The sequence below is a fragment of the Streptomyces bohaiensis genome (assembly GCF_012033785.1).
Lineage (GTDB): Bacteria > Actinomycetota > Actinomycetes > Streptomycetales > Streptomycetaceae > Streptomyces > Streptomyces bohaiensis.
Genome location: NZ_JAAVJC010000074.1, coordinates 1 through 20,464, shown reverse-complemented (window position 1 = coordinate 20,464; position 20,464 = coordinate 1). Strand labels below are relative to the sequence as shown.

General features: G+C 74.1%; 19 protein-coding genes, 1 tRNA gene and 1 riboswitch. Of the genes, 13 read left to right on the top strand and 7 right to left on the bottom strand.

Features of this window, described 5'->3' with window-relative positions; all coding sequences use genetic code 11:
- Positions 1 to 102: 102 nt before the first annotated feature.
- The 3 genes from HCN52_RS11190 to HCN52_RS11180 all read right to left on the bottom strand — a co-directional run bounded on the left by HCN52_RS11190 (position 103) and on the right by HCN52_RS11180 (position 3,333).
- On the bottom strand, positions 103 to 951 hold the full coding sequence (locus HCN52_RS11190; protein WP_168088268.1) for a siderophore-interacting protein: 849 nt from the start codon (positions 949 to 951) through the stop codon (positions 103 to 105).
- A 202-nt stretch (positions 952 to 1,153) separates the two neighbouring features.
- Complete coding sequence (locus HCN52_RS11185) at positions 1,154 to 1,897, bottom strand: endonuclease V (protein ID WP_168088267.1); 744 nt, start codon at positions 1,895 to 1,897, stop codon at positions 1,154 to 1,156.
- On the bottom strand, positions 1,894 to 3,333 hold the full coding sequence (locus HCN52_RS11180; RefSeq protein WP_245175040.1) for a glycine hydroxymethyltransferase: 1,440 nt from the start codon (positions 3,331 to 3,333) through the stop codon (positions 1,894 to 1,896). The genes HCN52_RS11185 and HCN52_RS11180 overlap by 4 nt, the downstream gene beginning before the upstream one ends.
- 62 nt (positions 3,334 to 3,395) lie before the next feature.
- Positions 3,396 to 3,484: riboswitch (ZMP/ZTP riboswitch) on the bottom strand.
- Between the two features lie 91 nt (positions 3,485 to 3,575).
- Here HCN52_RS11180 and HCN52_RS11175 point away from each other — a divergent pair.
- Entirely contained in the window at positions 3,576 to 3,800 is a 225-nt protein-coding gene (locus HCN52_RS11175; RefSeq protein WP_168088265.1) for a dodecin, read from the top strand.
- 164 nt (positions 3,801 to 3,964) lie between these two features.
- A complete protein-coding gene (locus HCN52_RS11170; RefSeq protein ID WP_168088264.1) occupies positions 3,965 to 4,741 on the top strand; it encodes a hypothetical protein in 777 nt (258 codons plus the stop codon).
- A 124-nt stretch (positions 4,742 to 4,865) separates the two neighbouring features.
- On the opposite strand, the gene HCN52_RS11165 is transcribed toward HCN52_RS11170, so the two are convergent.
- Both HCN52_RS11165 and HCN52_RS11160 read right to left on the bottom strand, forming a co-directional pair.
- On the bottom strand, positions 4,866 to 6,620 hold the full coding sequence (locus tag HCN52_RS11165) for a PH domain-containing protein (RefSeq protein ID WP_168088263.1): 1,755 nt from the start codon (positions 6,618 to 6,620) through the stop codon (positions 4,866 to 4,868).
- On the bottom strand, positions 6,617 to 7,108 hold the full coding sequence (locus tag HCN52_RS11160; RefSeq protein WP_168088262.1) for a PH domain-containing protein: 492 nt from the start codon (positions 7,106 to 7,108) through the stop codon (positions 6,617 to 6,619). The genes HCN52_RS11165 and HCN52_RS11160 overlap by 4 nt, the downstream gene beginning before the upstream one ends.
- Before the next feature lie 75 nt (positions 7,109 to 7,183).
- Here HCN52_RS11160 and HCN52_RS11155 point away from each other — a divergent pair, with 75 nt between their 5' ends.
- From HCN52_RS11155 to HCN52_RS11145, 3 genes are all read left to right on the top strand, one after another.
- The gene (locus tag HCN52_RS11155) at positions 7,184 to 7,774 is read left to right on the top strand and encodes a TetR/AcrR family transcriptional regulator (RefSeq protein WP_168088261.1); all 591 of its coding nucleotides are present in this window, start codon (positions 7,184 to 7,186) and stop codon (positions 7,772 to 7,774) included.
- Positions 7,775 to 7,878: 104 nt separating this feature from the next.
- Positions 7,879 to 7,966, top strand: a tRNA-Leu gene (locus tag HCN52_RS11150).
- Between the two features lie 295 nt (positions 7,967 to 8,261).
- Entirely contained in the window at positions 8,262 to 9,353 is a 1,092-nt protein-coding gene (locus HCN52_RS11145) for a hypothetical protein (protein ID WP_168088260.1), read from the top strand.
- Between the two features lie 38 nt (positions 9,354 to 9,391).
- Here HCN52_RS11145 and HCN52_RS11140 read toward each other — a convergent pair whose 3' ends face one another.
- Positions 9,392 to 10,138, bottom strand: a complete 747-nt coding sequence (locus HCN52_RS11140) for a hypothetical protein (protein WP_245175041.1) — start codon at positions 10,136 to 10,138, stop codon at positions 9,392 to 9,394.
- Positions 10,139 to 10,273: 135 nt separating this feature from the next.
- On the opposite strand from HCN52_RS11140, the gene HCN52_RS11135 reads away from it, so the two are divergent.
- Together HCN52_RS11135 and HCN52_RS11130 are read left to right on the top strand one after the other, a co-directional pair.
- A complete protein-coding gene (locus HCN52_RS11135) occupies positions 10,274 to 10,684 on the top strand; it encodes an ArsR/SmtB family transcription factor (protein WP_168088259.1) in 411 nt (136 codons plus the stop codon).
- Complete coding sequence (locus HCN52_RS11130; RefSeq protein ID WP_168088258.1) at positions 10,681 to 11,154, top strand: SRPBCC family protein; 474 nt, start codon at positions 10,681 to 10,683, stop codon at positions 11,152 to 11,154. Before HCN52_RS11135 ends, HCN52_RS11130 begins: the two co-directional genes overlap by 4 nt.
- A gap of 113 nt (positions 11,155 to 11,267) precedes the next feature.
- Here HCN52_RS11130 and HCN52_RS11125 read toward each other — a convergent pair whose 3' ends face one another.
- The gene (locus HCN52_RS11125) at positions 11,268 to 12,008 is read right to left on the bottom strand and encodes an alpha/beta hydrolase (RefSeq protein ID WP_168088257.1); all 741 of its coding nucleotides are present in this window, start codon (positions 12,006 to 12,008) and stop codon (positions 11,268 to 11,270) included.
- 274 nt (positions 12,009 to 12,282) lie between these two features.
- Between HCN52_RS11125 and HCN52_RS11120 the strand changes: the two genes are divergently transcribed.
- The 6 genes from HCN52_RS11120 to yicI all read left to right on the top strand — a co-directional run bounded on the left by HCN52_RS11120 (position 12,283) and on the right by yicI (position 20,362).
- The gene (locus HCN52_RS11120) at positions 12,283 to 13,332 is read left to right on the top strand and encodes a LacI family DNA-binding transcriptional regulator (RefSeq protein WP_168088256.1); all 1,050 of its coding nucleotides are present in this window, start codon (positions 12,283 to 12,285) and stop codon (positions 13,330 to 13,332) included.
- A gap of 79 nt (positions 13,333 to 13,411) precedes the next feature.
- Positions 13,412 to 14,647 carry an ABC transporter substrate-binding protein gene (locus HCN52_RS11115; protein ID WP_168088255.1) on the top strand — a complete coding sequence of 412 codons (1,236 nt, stop codon included), beginning with the start codon at positions 13,412 to 13,414 and terminating at the stop codon, positions 14,645 to 14,647.
- A gap of 8 nt (positions 14,648 to 14,655) precedes the next feature.
- The gene (locus tag HCN52_RS11110; RefSeq protein ID WP_168088254.1) at positions 14,656 to 15,642 is read left to right on the top strand and encodes a carbohydrate ABC transporter permease; all 987 of its coding nucleotides are present in this window, start codon (positions 14,656 to 14,658) and stop codon (positions 15,640 to 15,642) included.
- Positions 15,643 to 15,648: 6 nt separating this feature from the next.
- Complete coding sequence (locus tag HCN52_RS11105; RefSeq protein ID WP_376767117.1) at positions 15,649 to 16,476, top strand: carbohydrate ABC transporter permease; 828 nt, start codon at positions 15,649 to 15,651, stop codon at positions 16,474 to 16,476.
- 94 nt (positions 16,477 to 16,570) lie between these two features.
- Positions 16,571 to 18,064 (top strand): GH1 family beta-glucosidase, encoded by a 1,494-nt coding sequence (locus HCN52_RS11100; protein WP_168088253.1) that lies wholly within the window; start codon positions 16,571 to 16,573, stop codon positions 18,062 to 18,064.
- A complete protein-coding gene (gene yicI / locus HCN52_RS11095; RefSeq protein ID WP_168088252.1) occupies positions 18,065 to 20,362 on the top strand; it encodes an alpha-xylosidase in 2,298 nt (765 codons plus the stop codon).
- Positions 20,363 to 20,464 lie beyond the last annotated feature (102 nt).

Sequence of the window (20,464 nt, the reverse complement as noted above, 5' to 3'; positions counted from 1 at the left end):
GGGCGCACGCCGCGCCCGCGGCGAGCGGCCGTCGGAGCGGGCGCTCCCCCGGCTCGCACGCCCTCGGACGCGAGGCCCGACGGCCGGCGCCCCGCGCGGGGATCAGGCGGCGGCCTGCTCCTGCTCCTCCTCCACCCGGCGGTTCCACGCGGCCTTCCCGGCCTGCCACCCGTCCTCGTCGGCGCCGCGGCGCCAGTAGCCGCTGATGGAGAGCTGCGCGGGCTTCATCCCGCGGTCGTGCCGCAGATGGCGGCGGAGCGACTTCACCCAGTGCGCCTCGCCGTGGACGAAGGCCTGGCCGGTGCCGGCGGGCAGCTCGGCCGAGGTGACCGCCGCGAGCAGCGCCTCACCGTAGCCGCCGGAGTTCCGGTCGACCCAGACGATGTCCACCTCGCCGGCCGGCGGCTGGAGCTTCTGCTCCTCGCCCGGATCACCGATCTCGAGGAAGACCCGGGCGCGGGCACCCGCGGGCAGCGCCGCCACCGAGGCCGCGATGGCGGGCAGGGCGCTCTCGTCACCGACGAGCAGGTGCCAGTCGGCCGCCGGGTCCGGCGCGTAGGCGCCGCCGGGGCCGAGGATGGCGATCTCGTCGCCGGGCGCGGCCGCCGCGGCCCAGGGGCCGGCGAGACCGGTGTCGCCGTGGTGGACGAAGTCGATCACGAGTTCCGGCCCGGCGGGGTCGAAGCGGCGGACGGTGTAGGTGCGCGTGAGCGGCCACTGGTCGCGCGGCATGTCCCGGCGGATCGCCGCCACGTCCAGCGGCTGCGGGTAGTCGACGCCGGGGCGCGGGAAGACGAGCTTGACGTAACTGTCCGTGTACGGCCCGGTGGCGAAGTCGCGCAGGCCGTCGCCGCCGAAAGTCACCCGGATCATGTGCTCCGTCAGCCGCTCGGTACCGAGCACCGTGCCGATGTGGGTGGGATTGGCGGGACGGGCAGGCCGGTCGGTCATCGCTGCTCCTTGCTCGGTGGGGGCCGTGTCCTCGGCCGGGTCCTCGGCGCCGACCCCTGACCGGGAGCCACGGCGCACCGCACGCGGCGGCACGAAGTCCCACCGTCGCACGCATCAAGTAAGGGTGACCTTACCTGATGCGTGCGTCGATTGCCTCCGCCGCCGGCCGGCCGTCGGAACGCTCAGCCGCGCCGGGTCCAGGTCACGCCGGGTGGTGTGCACCGGCGGCGACGGCGGCGGCCAACGCGTCCCGGCAACGGCGGTCGGCGCGGCGGACGGGCTCCGGCTGCCGGTAGCGGGGCGTCAGCCGCAGGACGTGCGCGCACGCGGTGTCGAGGTCGACCCGATGACCCGCCGAGACGAACACCGGCTTGACCTCCGCGCGGGTCCGCAGCGCCCGCCCGACCTCCTCGGCGCCGTCACGCAGTGGTGAGAAGGCGCCGCGGGCAGGCCCGGGGTCGTCGTGGCGGAAGGTGAAGGGCGACTTGGCGACGCCGATGGTCGGCAGGCCGGTGGCGACGCCGAGATGGCAGGCGAGTCCGAACCGCCGGGGGTGCGCCACGCCGTAGCCGTCGCACACCACCAGGTCGGGGAGGTCGTCGAGCCGGTCGAGCGCCCGCAGCACCGCCGGCACCTCTCTGAACGCCAGCAGGCCGGGGACGTAGGGAAAAGGCACCGGTCCCACCGCGGTCGCCTCGGCGACCACGTCCAGCGAGCCGGCGTCGAGCACCACGACGGCGGCCGCCACCAGGTCGCGGGCGTCGTCGTAGGCGACGTCGACCCCGGCGACGGTACCGGTGCCGTCGGCCGGCGGACCGGACTCGTCCCGCACCAGCAGGCTCCGGAGCGACTCCTGCAGGGCCACCGCTTCGGCCTCGGTGCGCGGCGCGGCACGGCATCGATCCGGCGGCGGACCGGCGGCGGGCGGTGTCGGGACGTCGGTCACGCCAGCTCCAGCCCGGGGTAGAGCGGGTGGCGGCCCAGCAGGTCGGCCGCGCGGTCCGCGACCTCGGCGGCCACGCGCGGCGCGAGGTCGAACCGCACCCGGGAGGTGCGACCGGAGTCGGTCGTCCCCGGGGTCGCGGCATCGAGGACCCGCGCGATCAGTGCGGCGACCTCGTCCATCTCCGCAGGCCCCATGCCGCGGGAGGTGAGGGCCGGCGTGCCCAGGCGGACGCCCGAGGTGTACCAGGCGCCGTTGGGGTCGTTCGGCACCGCGTTGCGGTTGGTGACGATCCCCGCCTCCAGCAGCGCGGCCTCGGCCTGCCGGCCCGTCAGTCCGTTCGGAGCGACGTCGAGCAGCACCAGATGGTTGTCGGTGCCACCGGTCACCAGCCGGGCGCCGCGTCGCAGCAGCCCTTCCGCGAGTGCCCGCGCGTTGGCGACCACGCGCTCGGCGTAGTCGGCGAACTCCGGACGGCGCGCCTCGGCCAGAGCGACCGCCTTCGCCGCCATGACGTGCGGCAGCGGGCCGCCGAGCACCATCGGGCAGCCGCGGTCCACCTGCTCGGCGAGGGTGTCGTCGCACAGCACCAGCCCGCCGCGCGGACCGCGGAGCGATTTGTGCGTGGTGGAGGTGACGACCTGCGCGTGCGCGACGGGGTCGTGCGCACCGGTGAGGACCTTGCCGGCGACCAGCCCGGCGAAGTGGGCCATGTCCACCATCAGGGTGGCGCCGACCTCGTCGGCGATCTCCCGCATGCGGGCGAAGTCGACCAGTCGCGGATACGCCGAGTACCCCGCCACCAGGAGCAGTGGCCGGAACGCGCGCGCGGCGGCACGCACCGCGTCGTAGTCGAGCAGGCCGGTGGCCGGGTCGGTCCCGTAGCTTCGCTGCTCGAACATCTTGCCGGAGATGTTGGGGCGGAAGCCGTGGGTGAGGTGACCGCCCGCGTCGAGGGACATACCGAGCATCCGCTGCCCGCCCAACTCCCGCCGCAGCGCGGCCCAGTCCGCCTCGGTGAGGTCGTTGACGCCGCGGACTCCGGCGCGCTGGAGCGCCGGCGCCTCCACGCGCTGGGCCAGCACCGCCCAGAAGGCGACCAGGTTGGCGTCGATGCCGGAGTGCGGCTGCACGTAGGCGTGGTGTGCGCCGAACAGCTCGCGCGCGTGACGGGCTGCCAGCTCCTCCACGGTGTCGACGTTGCGGCACCCGGCGTAGAAGCGGCGGCCGACGGTGCCCTCGGCGTACTTGTCGCTGAACCAGTTGCCCATGGTCAGCAGCACCGCCGGGGAGGCGTAGTTCTCACTGGCGATGAGCTTCAGCGAGTCGCGCTGGTCGGAGAGTTCGGCGGTGACCGCGTCCGCGACGGCGGGCTCCACGGAGCGGATCACGTCCAGCGCGGCCCGGTAGGCGGTCGACGCCTGCTGGGCGTAGGGCAGCGGTGCGGGGCGGGACGGGGCGTCGTCGAGTGAGGGGGTCACGGGGCCTCCATGCGGTGCGCTCGGGCGGCCCAGGCGCGCGGCACTCCACGGAGCGGACCGCTCCCCGATGGTTGCACCCATCCCGTTCGCGCCAGTCACGGCCCGGCCGGAGCGTAGCACTCGCGCCGGGACCGGGGCTGGGGCACCGTGGAGGGACGGCCGGTGGTCCCACCGGCCGCACCCGCGTCCAAGGAGCGAGCATGTCGGAGCACACCTACCGCGTCACCGAGATCGTCGGCACCTCGCGGGACGGGGTGGACGCCGCGATCAGCAACGGCATCGCGCGCGCCTCGCAGACCCTGCGCAACCTCGACTGGTTCGAGGTGACCCAGGTCCGCGGCCACATCGAGGACGGTGCCGTCGCCCACTACCAGGTCGGGATGAAGGTCGGTTTCCGGCTGGAGGACGGCGACCAGGAGGGCTGACGGGGCGCCGTCCCGGAGCTCGCTCCTCGTCCCGCTCGCTGTCCGGCTCCTCGCCCGCCCGGCGCCCCGGCCCCTCGTCCTTCGCCCGCTGCTCCCCCGCACGGGGGAGGAGTTGGCAGAATCGAGCGCGCGTACGGCGGTCACCGACGAGGAGGGGCGAGGGCGTGACACTGAACTTCACCGTGGACATCACGGGGACCACGGGGATGCGGACCGGGGAGTGGGCCGACGGCGAGGAGTTCCTCATCCTTCCCGACCAGCGGATGAAGCGGGAGGAGGCGTTGGCCCGCGTCCGGTTGTGCGACCCGGCGAGCGTCGCCGCCGACGGCGCCGGTCCGACCCCGCCCCGGCCGGCCCCGCACGGCGACGGCGGCACGCTCCGCCAGGTGACGGTGGCCGAGGTGGAGGAGCGGATGTCCCACCGCAGCGGGGAACCGCACCCGGTACTGGTCCTGTCGGGCCCCGACGAGGCGCGGCTGTGCGTGGTCCGACCGGGGAAACCCGGGGTGGCGGAGCCCGGGGTCTTCGACGTCACCGACGAGGACGGCGCGCCGCTGGGGCGGATCGAGCACCGGCCGTCCCGCCCGGGGCGGCGGGCCTACTGGCGGATCGTGCCTGGGGAAGGACCGGCGCTGACGGGCTACCGGGGCAGCATCGCGGGGTGGGCGGGGTTCGTCCTGACCTACCCGCTGTGGTTGCTGTTCTTCTTCGGCTCGCTCCTGGTCACCCTGCTGAGCCTGGGCACCGTGACGGAACTGCTGGTCTGGGGTGCGCCTCGTCGTGTCGCCTGGCACCGGCGCGGGGCCCGGCCGCTGACCGGGACCGCACTCGACTTCCGCTACATGCGCTCCGGCTACCGATGGCGGCCGGAGCTGCTGGACCACCGGCTGGCCTACGCGCAGGCGAGCCTCCACTACTTCCACAAGATGCACAAGGACTGAACCGGCAGGCGGCGGGCGCGGGCACGGGTGAGCGCATCGGCGCTTCCCGCCCCCGCCTCGCCCCGCCCCGCACCCCCGCCGCCGGGGCCGGGGCGGGGGCGGAGGCGGACCCGCCGGGCGCCGTTCACCGCACCGGCGGGTCCGCCTCCAGGAACGCCGCGACGCCGCCCGGCAGCGCCCGGTCGGCGAACTCCGCCGCCCGCGGGGCCGCCAGGTCGACCGCCTCGTAGGCGCCGTACCCCGCCGCCGTGGAGACGGTGACCGTCGCCAGACCGAGGCGGCGCTGGAAGAGCGACTGCCGTACCCGGACCCCGCTGACCGCCCCCGTCCGCAGCACGCTGGTCGCGCGGTTGACGGCCCCCGAGCGCACCACGACCCACGGCCCGGCGAACGCGTGGCCCAGCGAGCGGTAGCCGGCCACCGCCAGCCCGCAGCCGGCCGGCAGCAGCACCGCTCCGGTGACCCACCACACCGCGTGCGGCAGCGCGGTGGTGGCCGCGAGCCACGCGAGCACCGCGATGGCGGTGGTCGCGACCGCGACCGCCCACACCAGCCGGCGCCGCAGCGCACCGGCCGGATGGCGGTGCAGTCGCGCGCGCAACGGGTCGTCGTCGCCGGCGCGGAGGACCTCCGTCAGGACGCCGCGGGCGTGCTCGCGGGGGCACCGCGGCAGGATCGCGGAGGCGGAACTCCACACGGACAGCCCGGTGGTGATGATCGCGGGGTCGGCCACCCGGAGCCATCGCCAGAGCAGCGGCTCGGAGAGCGTCGCGCCGCGCAGCCGGTTCTCGTCGCGGTTGATCTCCTGGGTGCGGAAGAGCCCCTGGGTGGTCCGCAGCACGGCGCCGTGGTCGCCCGTGGTGCGCTCCAGCCGGAAGTGGGCGTACGTGGTCGCGAAGTTGACCGCCAGACCGACCACACCGAGCGCCCAGGCGGCCAGCACGGCCGCCGCGACGGTACCGGGCACGCCGATCGCCCCCCAGTCGGCCAGCCCCCGCACCCAGGCGAAGGCGTTGAAGCCGAACATCCCGAGCGTGACCCAACCGCCCCAGGCGAGGCCGGCCGCCATCAGCAGCCCCCACACGGAGAAGCAGTTGTAGACCACCCACCGGGGGCGCAGCCGGGAGAGCTGCTGGGGCGCGGCCCCCGTGGGCGCCGCCGCCTCCGGTCCCTCTCCCCCGGCCGGCGTGCCGGCGGCGGCCGTTGCGGCGGTGCTCGCTGCCCCGGTGCTCGGTGCCACGGTGCTCGCTGCGGCGGTCCGGTCCTCACCGAGCAGCCGGGCGTGCAGATCGCGGGCGGCGGCGCGCGAGACGGCGTCCAGCACCAGTGCGGACTCCATGGCGGTGTTCATCTGCCCGGCGCCCACCTTGACGCGGCGCAGCCCGAACAGCCGCTGGAGCAGTCGCGCCTCGCCGTCGACGCTGCGGACGCGCTCCCGGCGGATGGACCGGTGGGAGCGGACGAGGAGCCCGGTACGCCGTTCCAGGTAGTCGTCGGTCAACCGGTAGCGCGTGGTCACCCACCGGACCGTGTTGCGGACCGCCTTGAACGCGCCCCAGGCTGCGAGGATCGCCAGCGGCCAGACCACGCCCGCGTCGGGCTCCACCCCGACCACGAGCAGCGCCACGGCGGCGGGCGCCATGGAGAGCAGCACGCGCAGCGCGTCCGCCCCGATCATGCGGCCGTCCAACCGCTGCCACGGCGTGCCGTCGTCGGGCGGTGGCGTCTCCTCCACGAGGGGTGCGCCGTCCGGAGGTACCGGCAGGTCCGCGACGGGCGACGTGCTGCCGGGGTCGGCGGGCGGATCGGTGGGTGGGCCAGCGGTCGGCGGGGCGGCCCCGGGAGGCGGCACGGCCGGGGAGGTGTACTCGGCGGTCATGTGGCGTCCCCCGGCGTGCGGCGGGTGATCTCGGCGAGCTGCTCGGCGGAGGCGCGTGCGACGTCGGGGGCGAGTCCCCGGACGTGGACGGCGCCGCCGGCAGAGGCGGTGGTCACCACGAGGGTGGCGATGCCGAGCAGCTGCTCGATCGGTCCCCTGCTGGTGTCGACGGTCTGGATGCGGGAGATGGGCGCGATCCGCCAGTCGCGCACGAACCAGCCGGCCGCGACGAACACCGCCTCGTCGGTGGTCTCCCAGCGGTGGACGGCGTAGCGCCAGGAGGGCGTCACCGCGGCGTACAGCAACCCGAGCGCGAGGACCGCGACGGCCACCGGTCCGGTCCAGGTGCGGGAGGACTCCCAGAGGAACCAGGCGGCCAGCGGCGCGGCGGCGGCGAGGGCGGTACCGCACAGGGCGCGCAGGGTCCACCAGGCGACGACGCGGCGTTGGACCCGGTGACGCGGTGGGCGCAGTGATATCGAGGTCATGAGACACACTGTCCCATGAAGAGAATGCCAGTTCCACTGTGATTCAACGCTGTTCCGATCACCTACGATGCGGGCATGGAATCCTCGACGCGGGCGACCCCGTCATCGACCCCCGGCACCGTCTCCCGCACCCGGCGGGCGATCCTCGACGCGGCGGTCACCTGCTACGCCGAGGACCAGACCACCCCGCTGTCGGAGGTGGCCCGCGCGGCGGACGTCGGCCGGTCGACGCTCCACCGCTACTTCCCCGACCGCGCGGCACTCGTGGACGCCCTGCTGACCGACGCGGTGGACCACACCGAACGCGCCCTGGCCGAGGCGGCGCTCCACGAGGGGGACGTCGTCGAGGCGACGACGCGCCTGGTCGCCGCCGTCTTCGAGCTGAGCCCCCGGATCATGCCGCTCTTCAGCGACACCAGCGGCGACGTGCGGTGGGACGACAGCCGCTGGGAGCAGATCCACGCACCCATCGGCGCCCTGCACGCCCGCGGCCGCGCCGAGGGCGTCATCGCGCCCGAGATCACCGTCGACTGGTTCGTGCGCGTCCTGTGGTACCTGGTCTCGGCGGGCTGGGAGGCGATCCAGGAGGAGGGACTGGCCAAGCACCGCGCCGTCGCCCTGGTCACCCGCAGCCTGCTCCGCGGCGTCGCCGCCGACCCCGCGTGAACGCCCCGGACCGTCGGCGCGCGACCGCGGCACGAGCACCGCTCCGACCTTGATATGGTTGAGCTGTCGCGCGGGGCCGGACCGGCACCGACAGCGGCAGCCCTGTCCGGGTGGCGGAATGGCAGACGCGCTAGCTTGAGGTGCTAGTGCCCTTTATCGGGCGTGGGGGTTCAAGTCCCCCCTCGGACACCAGCGAAGACCCCAGTGCACCTGGGGTCTTCTTGCGTTTCGGCACTGCGACCGCGGTTCGCACGGGCACCGAGCACCCGTCGCCACGAGCGACCCCCGCAACCCCCATCGAAGGCACGTTCGAGCCTCGCCTAGCATGGCGCCACAGGGCGCGTCGGCCTCACGGGGCCACGACCGGGCGCGTCCGGGACCCGCCGCGGCGGCGGGCCGTCCGCGGAGGCGCGGCACCCCGGGGACGCACGTCGCCCGCGGCACCGCAGACCCCGGGGCGTCAGCAGCGTTCGACCATGGGGGACACGTGCGTATACGTGGCAGGATCGCCGGCATCGCCGGCGCGGCGGCACTGACCGTGCTGATCAGCGGCTGCGGTGGTTCCGACAGCGGAACCGGCGGCGCCGAGGCCGGCACCGGTGAGGCGACCACCGCCGAGGAGACCGACGACACCGGCGGCGCGGCCGTCGAGGAGATCGTGCTGGGAGGCGGCGGCCCGCTGACGACGGTGTGGACCGGCGTCGAGGACGCCGAGCACGGCGTCGTCGTCGAACCGGAGAGTCTCGCGCGGGGCGACATCGCCGACCTGGAGAACATCCGGCTGCGCGACGGCCAGGAGCAGATGGCGCCCTACTACCTCACCTTCCGGGTCACCGCCGAGGGGGGTGACCTGCCCGCGCCCGCGGTGGAGGACGGCTTCTCCGTGGTGGGCCGCGACGGGCGGGGCGCCGAGCCGCTCAACGTCCTCTCCTTCGGCGGCGGGTCGCCGTTCCCGGCGGCGTGCGACCGCCCGGCGCCGGAGAGCATCGCCGACGGGGCCTCGGTGAGCGTCTGCCAGATGTACCTGCTTCCCGACGGCATGGAGCCGCTGGCCGTCGCCTGGTCCGACCCCGCCGGGGAGCACGGCGAGTGGCCGGTCGAGGGAGCCGAGTACCTGGACGTCATCCGGCCGCTGGGCACCGAGGTCGAGACCGTCTGGCAGACCGCCGGCGGCGACCACGACGTCCCACTGACCGCGGCACCGGTCGAGGTGCTGCGCGGCGAGCCGTCCGACCTCTCCGACTGGGACGTGGACCGGGAGAAGGTCCCGTACTACGTCTTCGCCGAGTACACCAACGACGGCGAGCACGACCTCCTCCCGGAGATGAAGTCCGGGCTGAGCGTGTTCACCGCCGCCGGGCGCGAGATCTCCAAGCTCAACCTCCTCGACGTCTACGGAGTCGGTGTGGAGCCCTGCCCGTCGGCGGAGCCCACGGGGATGCTGCGCCCCGGGGCGAGCGTCACCGAGTGCTCCGTGTTCCTGCTGGACGAGAGCGAGATCCCGGCCACGGTGGCGCTCGCCGGGCGCGGCGACGACGCCGGTTTCCGCATGTGGCAGACCGGCCTGGCCGACGACTGACCCCGTCGGGCGCACCGCTGCCCCGCCCCGGGACCGCGTCACGCGGTGCCGGGGCGGTCGGCTTCCCCGAAGGGTCCAGGGACCGCCGCGGGGACGACGAACCACTGGACCACTCCCCCGACGAGGAAGCAGGCGGCACCGCCGAGCGTCGCCCAGTTCGCGACGTGCACGTTGACCGGTGAACCGGTGGCGTCCTTGGTGTAGTCGGCGAGCGCGGCGACCATGAACAGCGCCGCCCCCGCCTGGTTGACCACCGCCGTCCACCACGCGGCGTCCCGGGAGCGGGTGACCGCGCGGCGGACCTGGTGGACGGCCAGCTGGCCGGAGACCAGGAAGAGCGTGCACCCGATCATGTCGGGCGCCCAGACCAGCCGGTCCGTCTGCTGGGCGGAGAGCCCCCGCATCAGTGAGTCGACCAGGTTGACGCAGAAGACCCAGGCCCCGGCCAGCAGCAGGAGTGCGCTGCACCAGTCGAGCCGCATCGGCCGGTACGCCCACCAGCGCCAACGGCCCGCGGTGCCCGATTCGGGGTTGTTGACGCACCCGAGGAAGGCACCCCAGGCGCCGAGCGCGAAGAGCACACCACCGGTGAGGTAGACCAGCGCGCACCGCACGACGCCCGCGGCGGTCAGCTCCGCGAGCACCGCGCCGAGGACGAAGAAGCCGCTCCCGAGCACGAAGCACGCCGCGACGGCCCGGTTGAGCCGCGCGGCGACGGCGCCCCACGCCGCGGGAGCCCCGCTCGCCCCTCGGTCCGCCGCTGTTCCCCTTGCTGCGCGTGCCATACGGCGATCCTGACCGACCCGGGCGGCTCCCGCCCGTCGTGCCGCCCCGCGCTCCCCTCGCGTGAACCCCTCCGGCGGCGTATTGTTCAACGGGAGGATTGAGCAACGAACTGGTTGATCACAGGAAGGGTTGGCGTGAACGAAACGGACCGGTGGCCGAGCCCCGCCGGGGCTGCCGACGAGGCGGGCGAGGCGGCCCTGGACCTCGCCTTCGCGGCGCTCGCCGACCCGGTGCGCCGCGCCATCGTGGCGCGGCTGTCCCGGGGGCCGGCGACCGTCCTGGAACTGGCCGAGCCCTTCGCCATCAGCACGCAGGCGGTCTCCCGACACATTCAGGTGCTCGCCCGCGCCGGGCTGGTCACGCGCAGCCGGGAGGCGCAGCGCCGACCGGTCCACCTGGCCCCCGAGGCGCTGGAGGGTCTGACCTCCTGGATCGACCGGTACCGGCTCGCCCACGAGGCGCGGTACCGCCGCCTGGACGCCGCCCTGCACACCCCGGAACCCCACGACGGCCGCAAGCCGGCCAGTGAAGGAGCACCGCCATGACCCGCGCACTGCACATCGACGCCCCCGTCGGGCTGCCCGTCGTCGACATGACCCGCGAGTTCGACGCGCCGCCCGCCGCCGTCTACCGCGCCCACCGCGACCCCGAACTCGTCGCGCGCTGGCTCGGGCCGCACGGCTTCGAGATGGTCATCGAGGTCTACGACGTGCGGACCGGCGGCCGGTACCGGTACAGCCACCGCGACCCCGAGGGCAACGTCTACCGGTTCAACGGGGTCTTCCACACCGCCCGGGAGGACGAGCTGATCATCCAGACCTTCGAGTACGAGGCGGTCCCGGACGTGGTCGCCGTGGAGACCCTGCGCTTCGAGGCGCTCGACGGCGGACGCACGAAGCTGCACACCCACAGCGTCCACACCGACGTCGCCACCCGGGACGCGATGATCGACAGCGGCATGGAGCAGGGTGTCCGGGAGAGCTACGAACGGCTCGACGGGCTCCTCGCCGGCTGACCGTGCGGATGCACGTGAGCGTTCCCCGGCGCGGCGCGCCGAGGCCGGCGGGGCCGACCCGCACGTGGCAGCGGCGACCGCCGCCCGGGTCCGGGCGGCGGACACCGCCGTTGTCAGGTGCCGACCGTTCGGGCGAGCCACTCCGCGCAGCGGGCGGTCCAGCCGGCCGCCGCGCCGGAGTCGGCGGCCAGTCCGATGCCGTGTCCGCCCTCGGGATAGACGTGCAGTTCCACCGGGACACCGAGGCCGGCGAGGGTCCGGGTCAGCGACAGCGCGTGGTCCACGCCGACGACGGGGTCGTCGGCGCAGTGCCAGAGGAAGGTCGGCGGAGTCCGCTCCACCGCGATCAGTTCGATCGACAGCTCCCGGCGCCGGGCGTCCGTGGTGTCGGGGCCGAGCAGCGGGTCGGTCCGGGGACTCCCGTCGCCGCCGGCGAAGCTGTGCCAGGAGGTCGCGGGGTAGCAGAGCACGGCGAACGCGGGGCGCTCCGCCTCCTCCGTGGCGGGCCCCGCCGCGAGGTGGGCGGCGAGATGGCCGCCGGCGGAGAAGCCGAGCACCCCGATCCGCGCCGGGTCCACCCCGAGCCCGGGAGCGTCCGCCCGCGCCCGGCGCATCGCCGCCCGCGCGGCGTCCAGGGGTGCGGGGTGCCGTGCTGCCGGCCCCACCGGGTACTCCAGCACCCACGCGGCGAATCCGAGCCGCCCCAGCCATGCCGCGACGGGCGCGCCTTCGTGCGGGGCGAGGTGGGTGTAGCCGCCGCCCGGCATGACGATCACGCCCGGTGCCGCCGCCCCGGAGCGGGGCGCGCCCGGAGGGAGCGGGTGGAAGGCCAGGTCGGTCGCGTCGTCGCTCATGCCGCGCAGCCTGCCACGTGCGGCAGGAGCCGCCAAGGCGACCGCCGCCGCGCGCGGCGCCGTCCCGCCGACCGGGCCAGGGGCTTCATGGCGAGCCGCCGCGGCACCACCACGAACGGTGCCGTTCCCGCCACCCGAGGTACCGCTTCCCTCCCGGGTATTGCCCCCGCCCGCAACCCGGCCCTAACATCCTGGCCACCTCATCGAAACGATTCGACGAAGCGATTCGACGACTTCGTGGCGAGAGGCGAACCACGACCGCGAAGGAGCGGGCATGGCCACCATCAAGGACGTCGCCGAACGTTCCGGCGTCGCACCGAGCACGGTCTCCTACGTGCTCAGCGGCTCCCGGAAGATCTCCGAGGGGACGAGGACCCGGGTCCTGGAGGCGGTGCGGGAGCTGGGCTACCACCCGCGGGCCAGCGCCCGGACGCTGCGGAGTTCCCGCAGCTCGGTCCTGGCCCTGGCGGTACCGCGCGAGGCGGGCAAGTACCGCGCGGTGGACGGGCGGTTCGCCGTCGAGATCAGCGACGCGGCGCGGGTCCACGGGTTCGACGTACTGCTGATGACCGACCCCGACGGGGTGCGAGGGCTGCGCCGGGTAGCCGGCAGCGGCCTCGCCGACGCCGCCGTGCTGATGGCGGTCGAGGAGGCGGACCCGCGGGTCGGCGCCATGACCGCGGCGGGGTTCCCGGTGGCGCTGCTCGGCCACGGCGACGCCCGCCACGAGACCGAGGTCCCCTGGGTCGACCTGGACTGGGAGGCGGCGGTCGCCCTCGCGGTACGGGAGGCCGCGGCGGCCGGGCACCGGCACGTCGCCTTCCTCTCCTCCTCGGAGCACGAGGTCGCCGCCCGCCGCGGCTACGCACTGCACGGCCTCGCGGGAGCGCGGCGGGCTGCGCGGGAGACCGGGGTCTCGGTCACGGTCCGCCCCTCCGCGGACGACCCGGCGGTGGCCGCCGCCCGGGTCCGGGAGCTGCTGGACACCGACCGTCCGCCGACGGCGCTGGTCGTGCAGCATCTGATCCCGCTGCCGCAGGTGCTCACCGAACTCGCCGCGTCCGACGTGCGGTTGCCGGACGACCTCGCCGTCGTCCCGGTCGGCACCATCCCGGACGAGTCCGGGCTGCCCGACCTGCCGCGCATCGACCTTCCCGTCAGCCGGATGGCAGCCGCGGTGACCGAGCTGGCCCTGACCGCGGCCGGGGCGCTGCCGGCCGCGCACCGCCGGCCGGCGCAGGCCGGCCCCCACCACGAACTCTTCGCCCCGCACGTCGTCCCCGGGGTGCCGATACCGCCGCCGCGCACGCCCCGCACCCGCTGACCGCGGGCTCCGGGCCCGCGGTCAGCGGCGGGCCCCGGCGCCCGCTCCCGCCCGAGCCGCGAATGGAGCGACACCGACGATGAGACGTCCGACCCGAGCCACCCCGCAGCGATCCGTGGCACTGCCACTGGCCGCCGTCATGGCGGCGGCCGGCCTCGCCGGCTGCGCCCGGCAGCCCGACCCCGGCACCGTGACGGTCCTCAACTCGGCCACCAACACGGCCGAGCACGAGGCCAACCAGGACCACTTCGACCGCTGCGCCGCGCCGTTGGGGCTGCGGGTCGAGCAGATCAGCGTGCCGGCCGACCAGGTCGCCACCAAGGCCCTCCGCATGGCCTCCTCGGACTCGCTCCCGGACATCCTCGAGCTGGACGGCTCGGAGCTGCCGCAGTTCGCGGAGACCGGCGGGCTGCTTCCCATCGGCGAGGCGGGATTCGACCCCTCCGCGCTCTCCGACAGCGCCGTCTCCCTCGGCTCGCACGACGGCACCCAGTACGGGGTCGCCCGCTCGGTCAACTCGCTCGCGCTGATCTACAACGTGGAGCTGCTGGCGGAGGCGGGGCTGGAACCGCCCACCACCTGGGAGGAGCTCCGGGCCGACGCCGCCGAGCTCACGGGCGGCGACACCTACGGCATGGCCTTCAGCGCGAGCCCCAACGCGGACGGCGTCTACCAGTTCCTGCCGTTCTTCTGGAGCGCCGGCGGGGACGAGACCGCTTTGAACGACGGGGCGGGCGACGCCGCGCTCCAGCTCTGGAAGGACCTGCTGGACGACGGCAGCGCCTCCCGCTCGGTCGTCAACTGGAACCAGCAGGACGTCAACGACCAGTTCATCTCCGGACGGGCCGCCATGATGATCAACGGTCCGTGGCAGGTGCCCGTGCTCGACGGCCAGGACGCCGTCGAGTGGGCGGTGGCCTCCATCCCCGTCCCCGAGGCGGGTCAGGACCCGGTGCCGCCCATCGGGGGCACCGTGATGACCGTCCCCGCAAGCGGTGACGAGGAGCGCGAGCAGAACGCGGGCCGCATCCTGAACTGCCTCAACTCCGAGGAGAACCAGCTCGCCTGGGGCGAGCGGGTCAACAACGTCCCGACCCGGGAGGACGCCGCGGCGGCGTACCGCGAGCAGAATCCGAAGCTCGCGCCGTTCGCCGACCTGGTCGCCACCGCGCGGTCCCGCACGGCGGAGGTGGGCACCGGCTGGCCGGTCGTGGCCGACGCCATGGCGGGTGCCTTCCAGTCGGTGCTGACCGGCCGCACCACCCCCGCGGACGCGCTGGAGCGCGCCCAGCGCCAGGCCCGGACCGGAGAGTGAGGACGACGATGGCCACCACCCACTCCCCCGCGGACACCCCCACCGGCGACCCCGCCCCCGCCACCACCGGCGGCGGCGCGCAGGACGCCGCCCGGCGCGCCGCGGAGCGGGGACGCGCCCGCCGCCGCCTCTACCAGTGGCTGTTCGTGGCACCCGCGCTGCTCTACATGCTGGGCTTCTTCGGGTTCCCGCTCGTCAACAACGTGGTGATGAGCTTCCAGCGGTACACCCCCACCACCTACTTCACCGGCGAGGCGCCGTTCGCGGGGCTCGACAACTGGCGCGCGGTGCTCAGCGACAGCCTGTTCACCGACGCCGTGTGGCAGACGCTGCTGTTCACCGCGGGGTCGCTCCTCGGCCAGTTCACGATCGGCCTCGGGCTGGCCGTGTTCTTCTCGCGGCGGTTCCGGCTCTCCGGCCCGATCCGGGCGGTGCTGCTGCTGCCCTGGCTGGTGCCCATGGTCGTCTCCGCGGTGGTGTGGCGCCGCATCATGGACCAGGACCACGGGGTGCTCAACAGCTTCCTGTCGGTCTTCGGCATGGACGCGGTGCCCTGGCTGGCCAGCCCCAGCGTCGCCCTGCTCTCGGCGGTGCTCGTCAACATCTGGATCGGCATCCCGTTCAACATGGTGATCCTCTACGGCGGGCTCCAGGAGATACCCCGGGAGCTGTACGAGGCGGCCGCGCTGGACGGCGCCGGTCCCTGGCGGGCCTTCCGCAGCGTCACCCTCCCGATGCTGCGCCCGGTGATCACCGTGGTGCTGGTGCTGGGCTTCATGTCGACGATCAAGGTGCTGGACCTGATCCTGGCGCTCACCGGGGGCGGGCCGGCGGACTCCACCCAGACGCTCGGCACGCTCACCTACCAGCTGTCGTTCCTCCAGCTCGACTTCGGCCAGGGCGCCGTGGTGGGCAACGTCCTCATCCTGATCAGCGCCGTCTTCGCGGTGCTGTACCTGCGGGTCAACCGCGCCGACCTCGGCAAGGGGAAGTGATCAGCCGTGCAGACCACCGGCAACCGGACCCGGGCCCGTTCGCTCGGCAACACCGCGCTCGCGCTGGCGATCCTCGCCGTCATGCTCTTCCCCGTCTACTGGATGATCTCCACGGCACTGCAGCCCGACTCGGCCGTGGCCGCCGCACGGCTGGTTCCCACCTCGCCCGACTTCGGCAACTTCGCCCGTGCGCTGGAGACACAGGGCGGCTCGCTGCTGACCAGCATCGTCGTCTCGTTGGGCGCGGTGGTGGTGTGCCTGACGCTCGCCGCACCGGCCGCCTACGGACTGGCCCAGTTCGGACTGCGCGGCGGGCGGGCCATCGTCTTCGGGACGCTCATCACCCAGATGGTGCCGTCGATCGTGGTCGCCAACGCCCTGTACAACGCCTACGCGGAACTGAACCTCGTCAACTCCTATCTCGGTCTGATCCTCGCGGACGCCTCGCTCGGGCTGCCGTTCGCGATCGTGCTGCTGCGCGCGTTCATGGTCTCCATCCCCACGGAGGTGGTGGAGGCGGCGATGGTGGACGGGGCCAACCGGTTCACGGCGTTCTGCCGGATCGTGCTGCCGATGAGCCGCAACGCGCTGATCACCGCGGGGTTGTTCGCCTTCCTCTTCGCCTGGGCCGACTTCGTCTTCGCCCTCACCCTGAACACGACCGACGACGTCAAACCGGTGACACTCGGCATCTACCAGTTCATCGGCGCGCACGTGAGCGACTGGGGCGCGGTGATGGCGACCGCCGTGCTGTCGGCGATCCCGGCCGCCGTGCTGCTGATCGCCGCCCAGAAGTACATCGCCGCCGGCATCACCGGAGGCTCCGTGAAGTGACGAGGAACCGGGTGTCCCGCCCGGCCGACCCGCCTGTGCCGCCCTCCCTTCCCTTCCCTCCTCCCCCCGAGAGACGAAAGAGGACCTGTCCCCGATGAGCACCGACCGCCCGGACCGGACCGCACCGCCGCACACCCCCGAGGAGCTCCCGCGCTTCCCGCCCGGCTTCTTCTTCGGCGCGGCCACCGCCAGTTACCAGATCGAGGGCGCCCACGACGCGGACGGCCGGGGCCCCTCCATCTGGGACACCTACTGCCGCACCCCCGGGAAGGTGGCCGACGGCGCCACCGGCGACGTGGCCTGCGACCACTACCACCGCTACCGCGAGGACGTGGGGCTGCTGAAGCAGCTCGGCGCCGACAGCTACCGGTTCTCCGTGGCCTGGCCCCGGGTGCGGCCGGGCGGCACCGGCCCCGTCAACCCGGCGGGGCTGGACTTCTACGACCGGCTCGTCGACGAGCTGCTCGCGGCCGGGATCGAGCCGGCGGCGACGCTCTACCACTGGGACCTGCCGCAGGAGTTGGAGGACACAGGCGGTTGGCGGGTGCGTTCCACCGCCGAGCGGTTCGCCGAGTACACCGCGATGGTGGTGGAGCGGCTCGGCGACCGCGTCGGCCGCTGGATGACGCTGAACGAACCGTTCTGCGCCGCGTTCGTCGGGTACGCGGTGGGCCGCCACGCCCCCGGGGCGCAGGAGGGCGCCGGCGCCATCGCCGCCGCGCACCATCTGCTGGTCGCCCACGGGCTGGCCACCCGGGTGCTGCGCGAGGCGGGCGCCCGCGAGGTGGGGATCGCGCTCAACCCGGACCACCTGGTGCCCGCCTCCCCGTCGGCCGAGGACGCCGCGGCGGTGCGGCGGGCCGGGGTCCTCCACAACGACATCTGGCTGGACCCGCTGTTCGCGGGCCGGTACCCCGAGCACGAGCGGGAGACCTGGGGGCCGCTGCTGGACGCGGTGCCCCGACTCGACGGCGACCTCGAACTGATCGGGCAGCCGCTGGACTTCGTCGGCGTCAACTTCTACCGCCCCATCACCGTCTCCGACACCCCGCACCGGGAGCCCGACCCCGCCCGCCGCACCGCGGTGGACATCGGGGCCGCGGAGAGCTGGCAGGGCGACGTCCGCACGACCACCATGGGCTGGCCGGTGGTCCCCGGCACCTTCACCGACCTGCTGACGGAGCTGACCGCCCGCTACCCTGCGCTGCCCCCGGTGGTGATCACGGAGAACGGCTCCGCCGAGGCCGACACCGTCTCGGCGGACGGCCGGATCCACGACACCGACCGGGTCGAGTACCTGCACGGCCATCTCACCGCCCTCGCCGAGGCCGTCGAGCGCGGCGTCGACGTCCGCGGCTACTACGTCTGGTCGCTGCTGGACAACTTCGAGTGGGCCTTCGGGTACGACCGCCGGTTCGGCATCGTCCGGGTCGACTACGACACGCTCACCCGCACCCCCAAGGACAGCTACCACTGGTACCGGGAGCTGATCGCCCGGCACCGGGCCGCGGACGGGCCGGCGAGGACCGCCCGCACCGCGCCCGCGACGGACGAGCACGGCAACGGCACCCCGAGCAAGGAGAGCTGAGTGAAGTTCACCGACGGCTACTGGCTGAACCGGGAGGGCGTGCGCACCTCCTACGCCACCGAGGTCCGGGACGCCCGGGCCGCCGACGGCCGGCTGACCCTGCACGCCGCCGTCCGGAAGGTGGAGCGGCGCGGCAACACCCTCAACGCCCCGCTGGTGACCGTCGAGACCTGGTCCCCGGCCGAGGGCGTCATCGCGGTGCGCTCCACCCACCACGCCGGACGGCGGCCCCGGACCCCGTCGTTCGAGCTGACCGGTGAGGCGGGGCACTCCGGGGAGGCGTGGGTCGCGGACGGTACCGCCGGGCTCGACGCCGGCTCGCTCTCGCTGCGGGTGGACACGCGCGAGCCGTGGCGGCTGTCCTTCCGGGCCGACGGGCGGGAGCTGGTCTCGGCGGGCCCGCGCGGCACCGGGTTCGCCGTCACCGACGACGGGCACCACTACGCGGTCGCCCAGCTCTCCCTGGGGGTGGGCGAACTCGTCTACGGACTCGGGGAGCGTTTCACCCCGTTCACCCGCAACGGCCAGAGCGTCGACATCTGGCAGGCGGACGGCGGGACGGCGAGCGAGCAGGCCTACAAGAACGTGCCGTTCCACCTCACCAACCGGGGGTACGGCGTCTTCGTCAACCACCCGGGCAAGGTCTCCTACGAGATCGGGTCCGAGGCGGTCGGCCGCGTCCAGTTCAGCGTGGAGGACCAGAGCGTCGAGTACTACGTCATCCACGGGCCGACGCCCAAGGAGATCCTGGAGCGGTACACGGCGCTCACCGGCCGGCCGCCGCTGCCGCCGGCGTGGTCCTTCGGTCTGTGGCTCTCCACCTCCTTCACCACCGACTACGACGAGGAGACGGTCAACCGCTTCGTCTCCGGGATGGCCGAGCGCGAGATCCCGCTGGAGGTGTTCCACTTCGACTGCTTCTGGATGCGGGAGTACCAGTGGTGCGACTTCACCTGGGACCCGGAGGTCTTCCCCGACCCCGACGCCATGCTGCGGCGGCTGCGCGACCGCGGACTGCGGATCTCGGTGTGGATCAACCCCTACATCGCGCAGAAGTCGCCGCTGTTCGCCGAGGCCCGCGACCGCGGGTACCTCCTCCACGACCGGGCCGGGGACGTCTGGCAGTGGGACATGTGGCAGGCCGGGATGGGGCTGGTGGACTTCACCAACCCCGAGGCGCGCACCTGGTACGCCGACCACCTGCGGCGGTTGGCACGGCAGGGGGTGGACTGCTTCAAGACGGACTTCGGCGAGCGGGTCCCCACCGACGTGGTCTGGCACGACGGCTCCGACCCCGGGCGCATGCACAACTACTACACCCAGCTCTACAACGAGCTGGTCTTCGAGGTGCTGCGCGAGGAGAAGGGCCGGGGCGAGGGGGTCCTGTTCGCACGCTCCGCCACCGCCGGCGGTCAGCAGTTCCCCGTGCACTGGGGCGGCGACTGCGAGTCGACCTTCGACGCCATGGCCGAGTCGCTGCGCGGCGGACTGTCGCTCGGGCTCTCCGGGTTCGGCTTCTGGAGCCACGACATCGGGGGGTTCGAGGGGACGCCGGACCCCGCGGTGTTCAAGCGGTGGACGCAGTTCGGACTGCTGTCCTCGCACAGCCGGCTGCACGGCAGCAGCTCCTACCGGGTGCCGTGGAACTTCGACGACGAGGCCGTGGCGGTCATGCGGCAGTTCACCCGCCTCAAGCTGCGGCTGATGCCCTACCTGTACCGCGCGGCGGTGCAGGCGGAGCAGCGGGGCACGCCGGTGATGCGCGCCATGGTGCTGGAGTTCCCCGAGGACCCCGGCTGCCACGGCCTGGACCGCCAGTACATGCTCGGCGAGGACCTGCTGGTGGCGCCGGTGTTCGACGCGGAGGGTGAGGTCGAGTACTACCTGCCGGCCGGCGAGTGGACCCACCTGCTCACCGGCGAGCGGCTCACCGGACCGGGGTGGCGGCGCGAGCGGCACGGGTTCGACTCGCTGCCGCTGCTGGCCCGTCCCGGCTCGGTGGTTCCGCTGGCCGCGGCCGCGGACTCGGCGGCCGCGGACTGGGCGCGCGGTGTGACGCTGCGGGTGCACGCACCGGCCGACGGGGCCGAGGTGCGCACCGAGGTACCGGGGGTGGACGGCGCGACGGTGGCGGTCTTCCGCACCCGGCGCACCGGGGACACGGTGACCGTCCGCGCGGAGTCCGGTGCCGGGGCCTGCGGGCGGTGGTCGGTGGTGCTCGCCGGCGCGGACGGCTACCGGGACCCGGTCGAGGTGGCCGACGGGGCTGTCGAGGTCTCGGTTCCGGTGGTCGGCTGAGCGGGGCGGAGAGTGTCGTCGCCCGGGCCGGGCGAATAACCCTTTCGGGTGAAGTGCCGTTGGTGGTTCTCAGCCCCCGGTGCAAATGCGGCGGTCCACCGC

Excerpts from the sequence above, each read along its gene's own strand:
- HCN52_RS11190 (WP_168088268.1), bottom strand. The coding sequence starts at position 951 with ATGACCGACCGGCCTGCCCGTCCCGCCAATCCCACCCACATCGGCACG.
- HCN52_RS11175 (WP_168088265.1), top strand. The coding sequence starts at position 3,576 with ATGTCGGAGCACACCTACCGCGTCACCGAGATCGTCGGCACCTCGCGG.
- HCN52_RS11165 (WP_168088263.1), bottom strand. The coding sequence starts at position 6,620 with ATGACCGCCGAGTACACCTCCCCGGCCGTGCCGCCTCCCGGGGCCGCC.
- HCN52_RS11160 (WP_168088262.1), bottom strand. The coding sequence starts at position 7,108 with ATGACCTCGATATCACTGCGCCCACCGCGTCACCGGGTCCAACGCCGC.
- HCN52_RS11155 (WP_168088261.1), top strand. The coding sequence starts at position 7,184 with ATGGAATCCTCGACGCGGGCGACCCCGTCATCGACCCCCGGCACCGTC.
- HCN52_RS11140 (WP_245175041.1), bottom strand. The coding sequence starts at position 10,138 with ATGGCACGCGCAGCAAGGGGAACAGCGGCGGACCGAGGGGCGAGCGGG.
- HCN52_RS11130 (WP_168088258.1), top strand. The coding sequence starts at position 10,681 with ATGACCCGCGCACTGCACATCGACGCCCCCGTCGGGCTGCCCGTCGTC.
- HCN52_RS11125 (WP_168088257.1), bottom strand. The coding sequence starts at position 12,008 with ATGAGCGACGACGCGACCGACCTGGCCTTCCACCCGCTCCCTCCGGGC.
- HCN52_RS11120 (WP_168088256.1), top strand. The coding sequence starts at position 12,283 with ATGGCCACCATCAAGGACGTCGCCGAACGTTCCGGCGTCGCACCGAGC.
- HCN52_RS11115 (WP_168088255.1), top strand. The coding sequence starts at position 13,412 with ATGAGACGTCCGACCCGAGCCACCCCGCAGCGATCCGTGGCACTGCCA.
- HCN52_RS11110 (WP_168088254.1), top strand. The coding sequence starts at position 14,656 with ATGGCCACCACCCACTCCCCCGCGGACACCCCCACCGGCGACCCCGCC.
- HCN52_RS11100 (WP_168088253.1), top strand. The coding sequence starts at position 16,571 with ATGAGCACCGACCGCCCGGACCGGACCGCACCGCCGCACACCCCCGAG.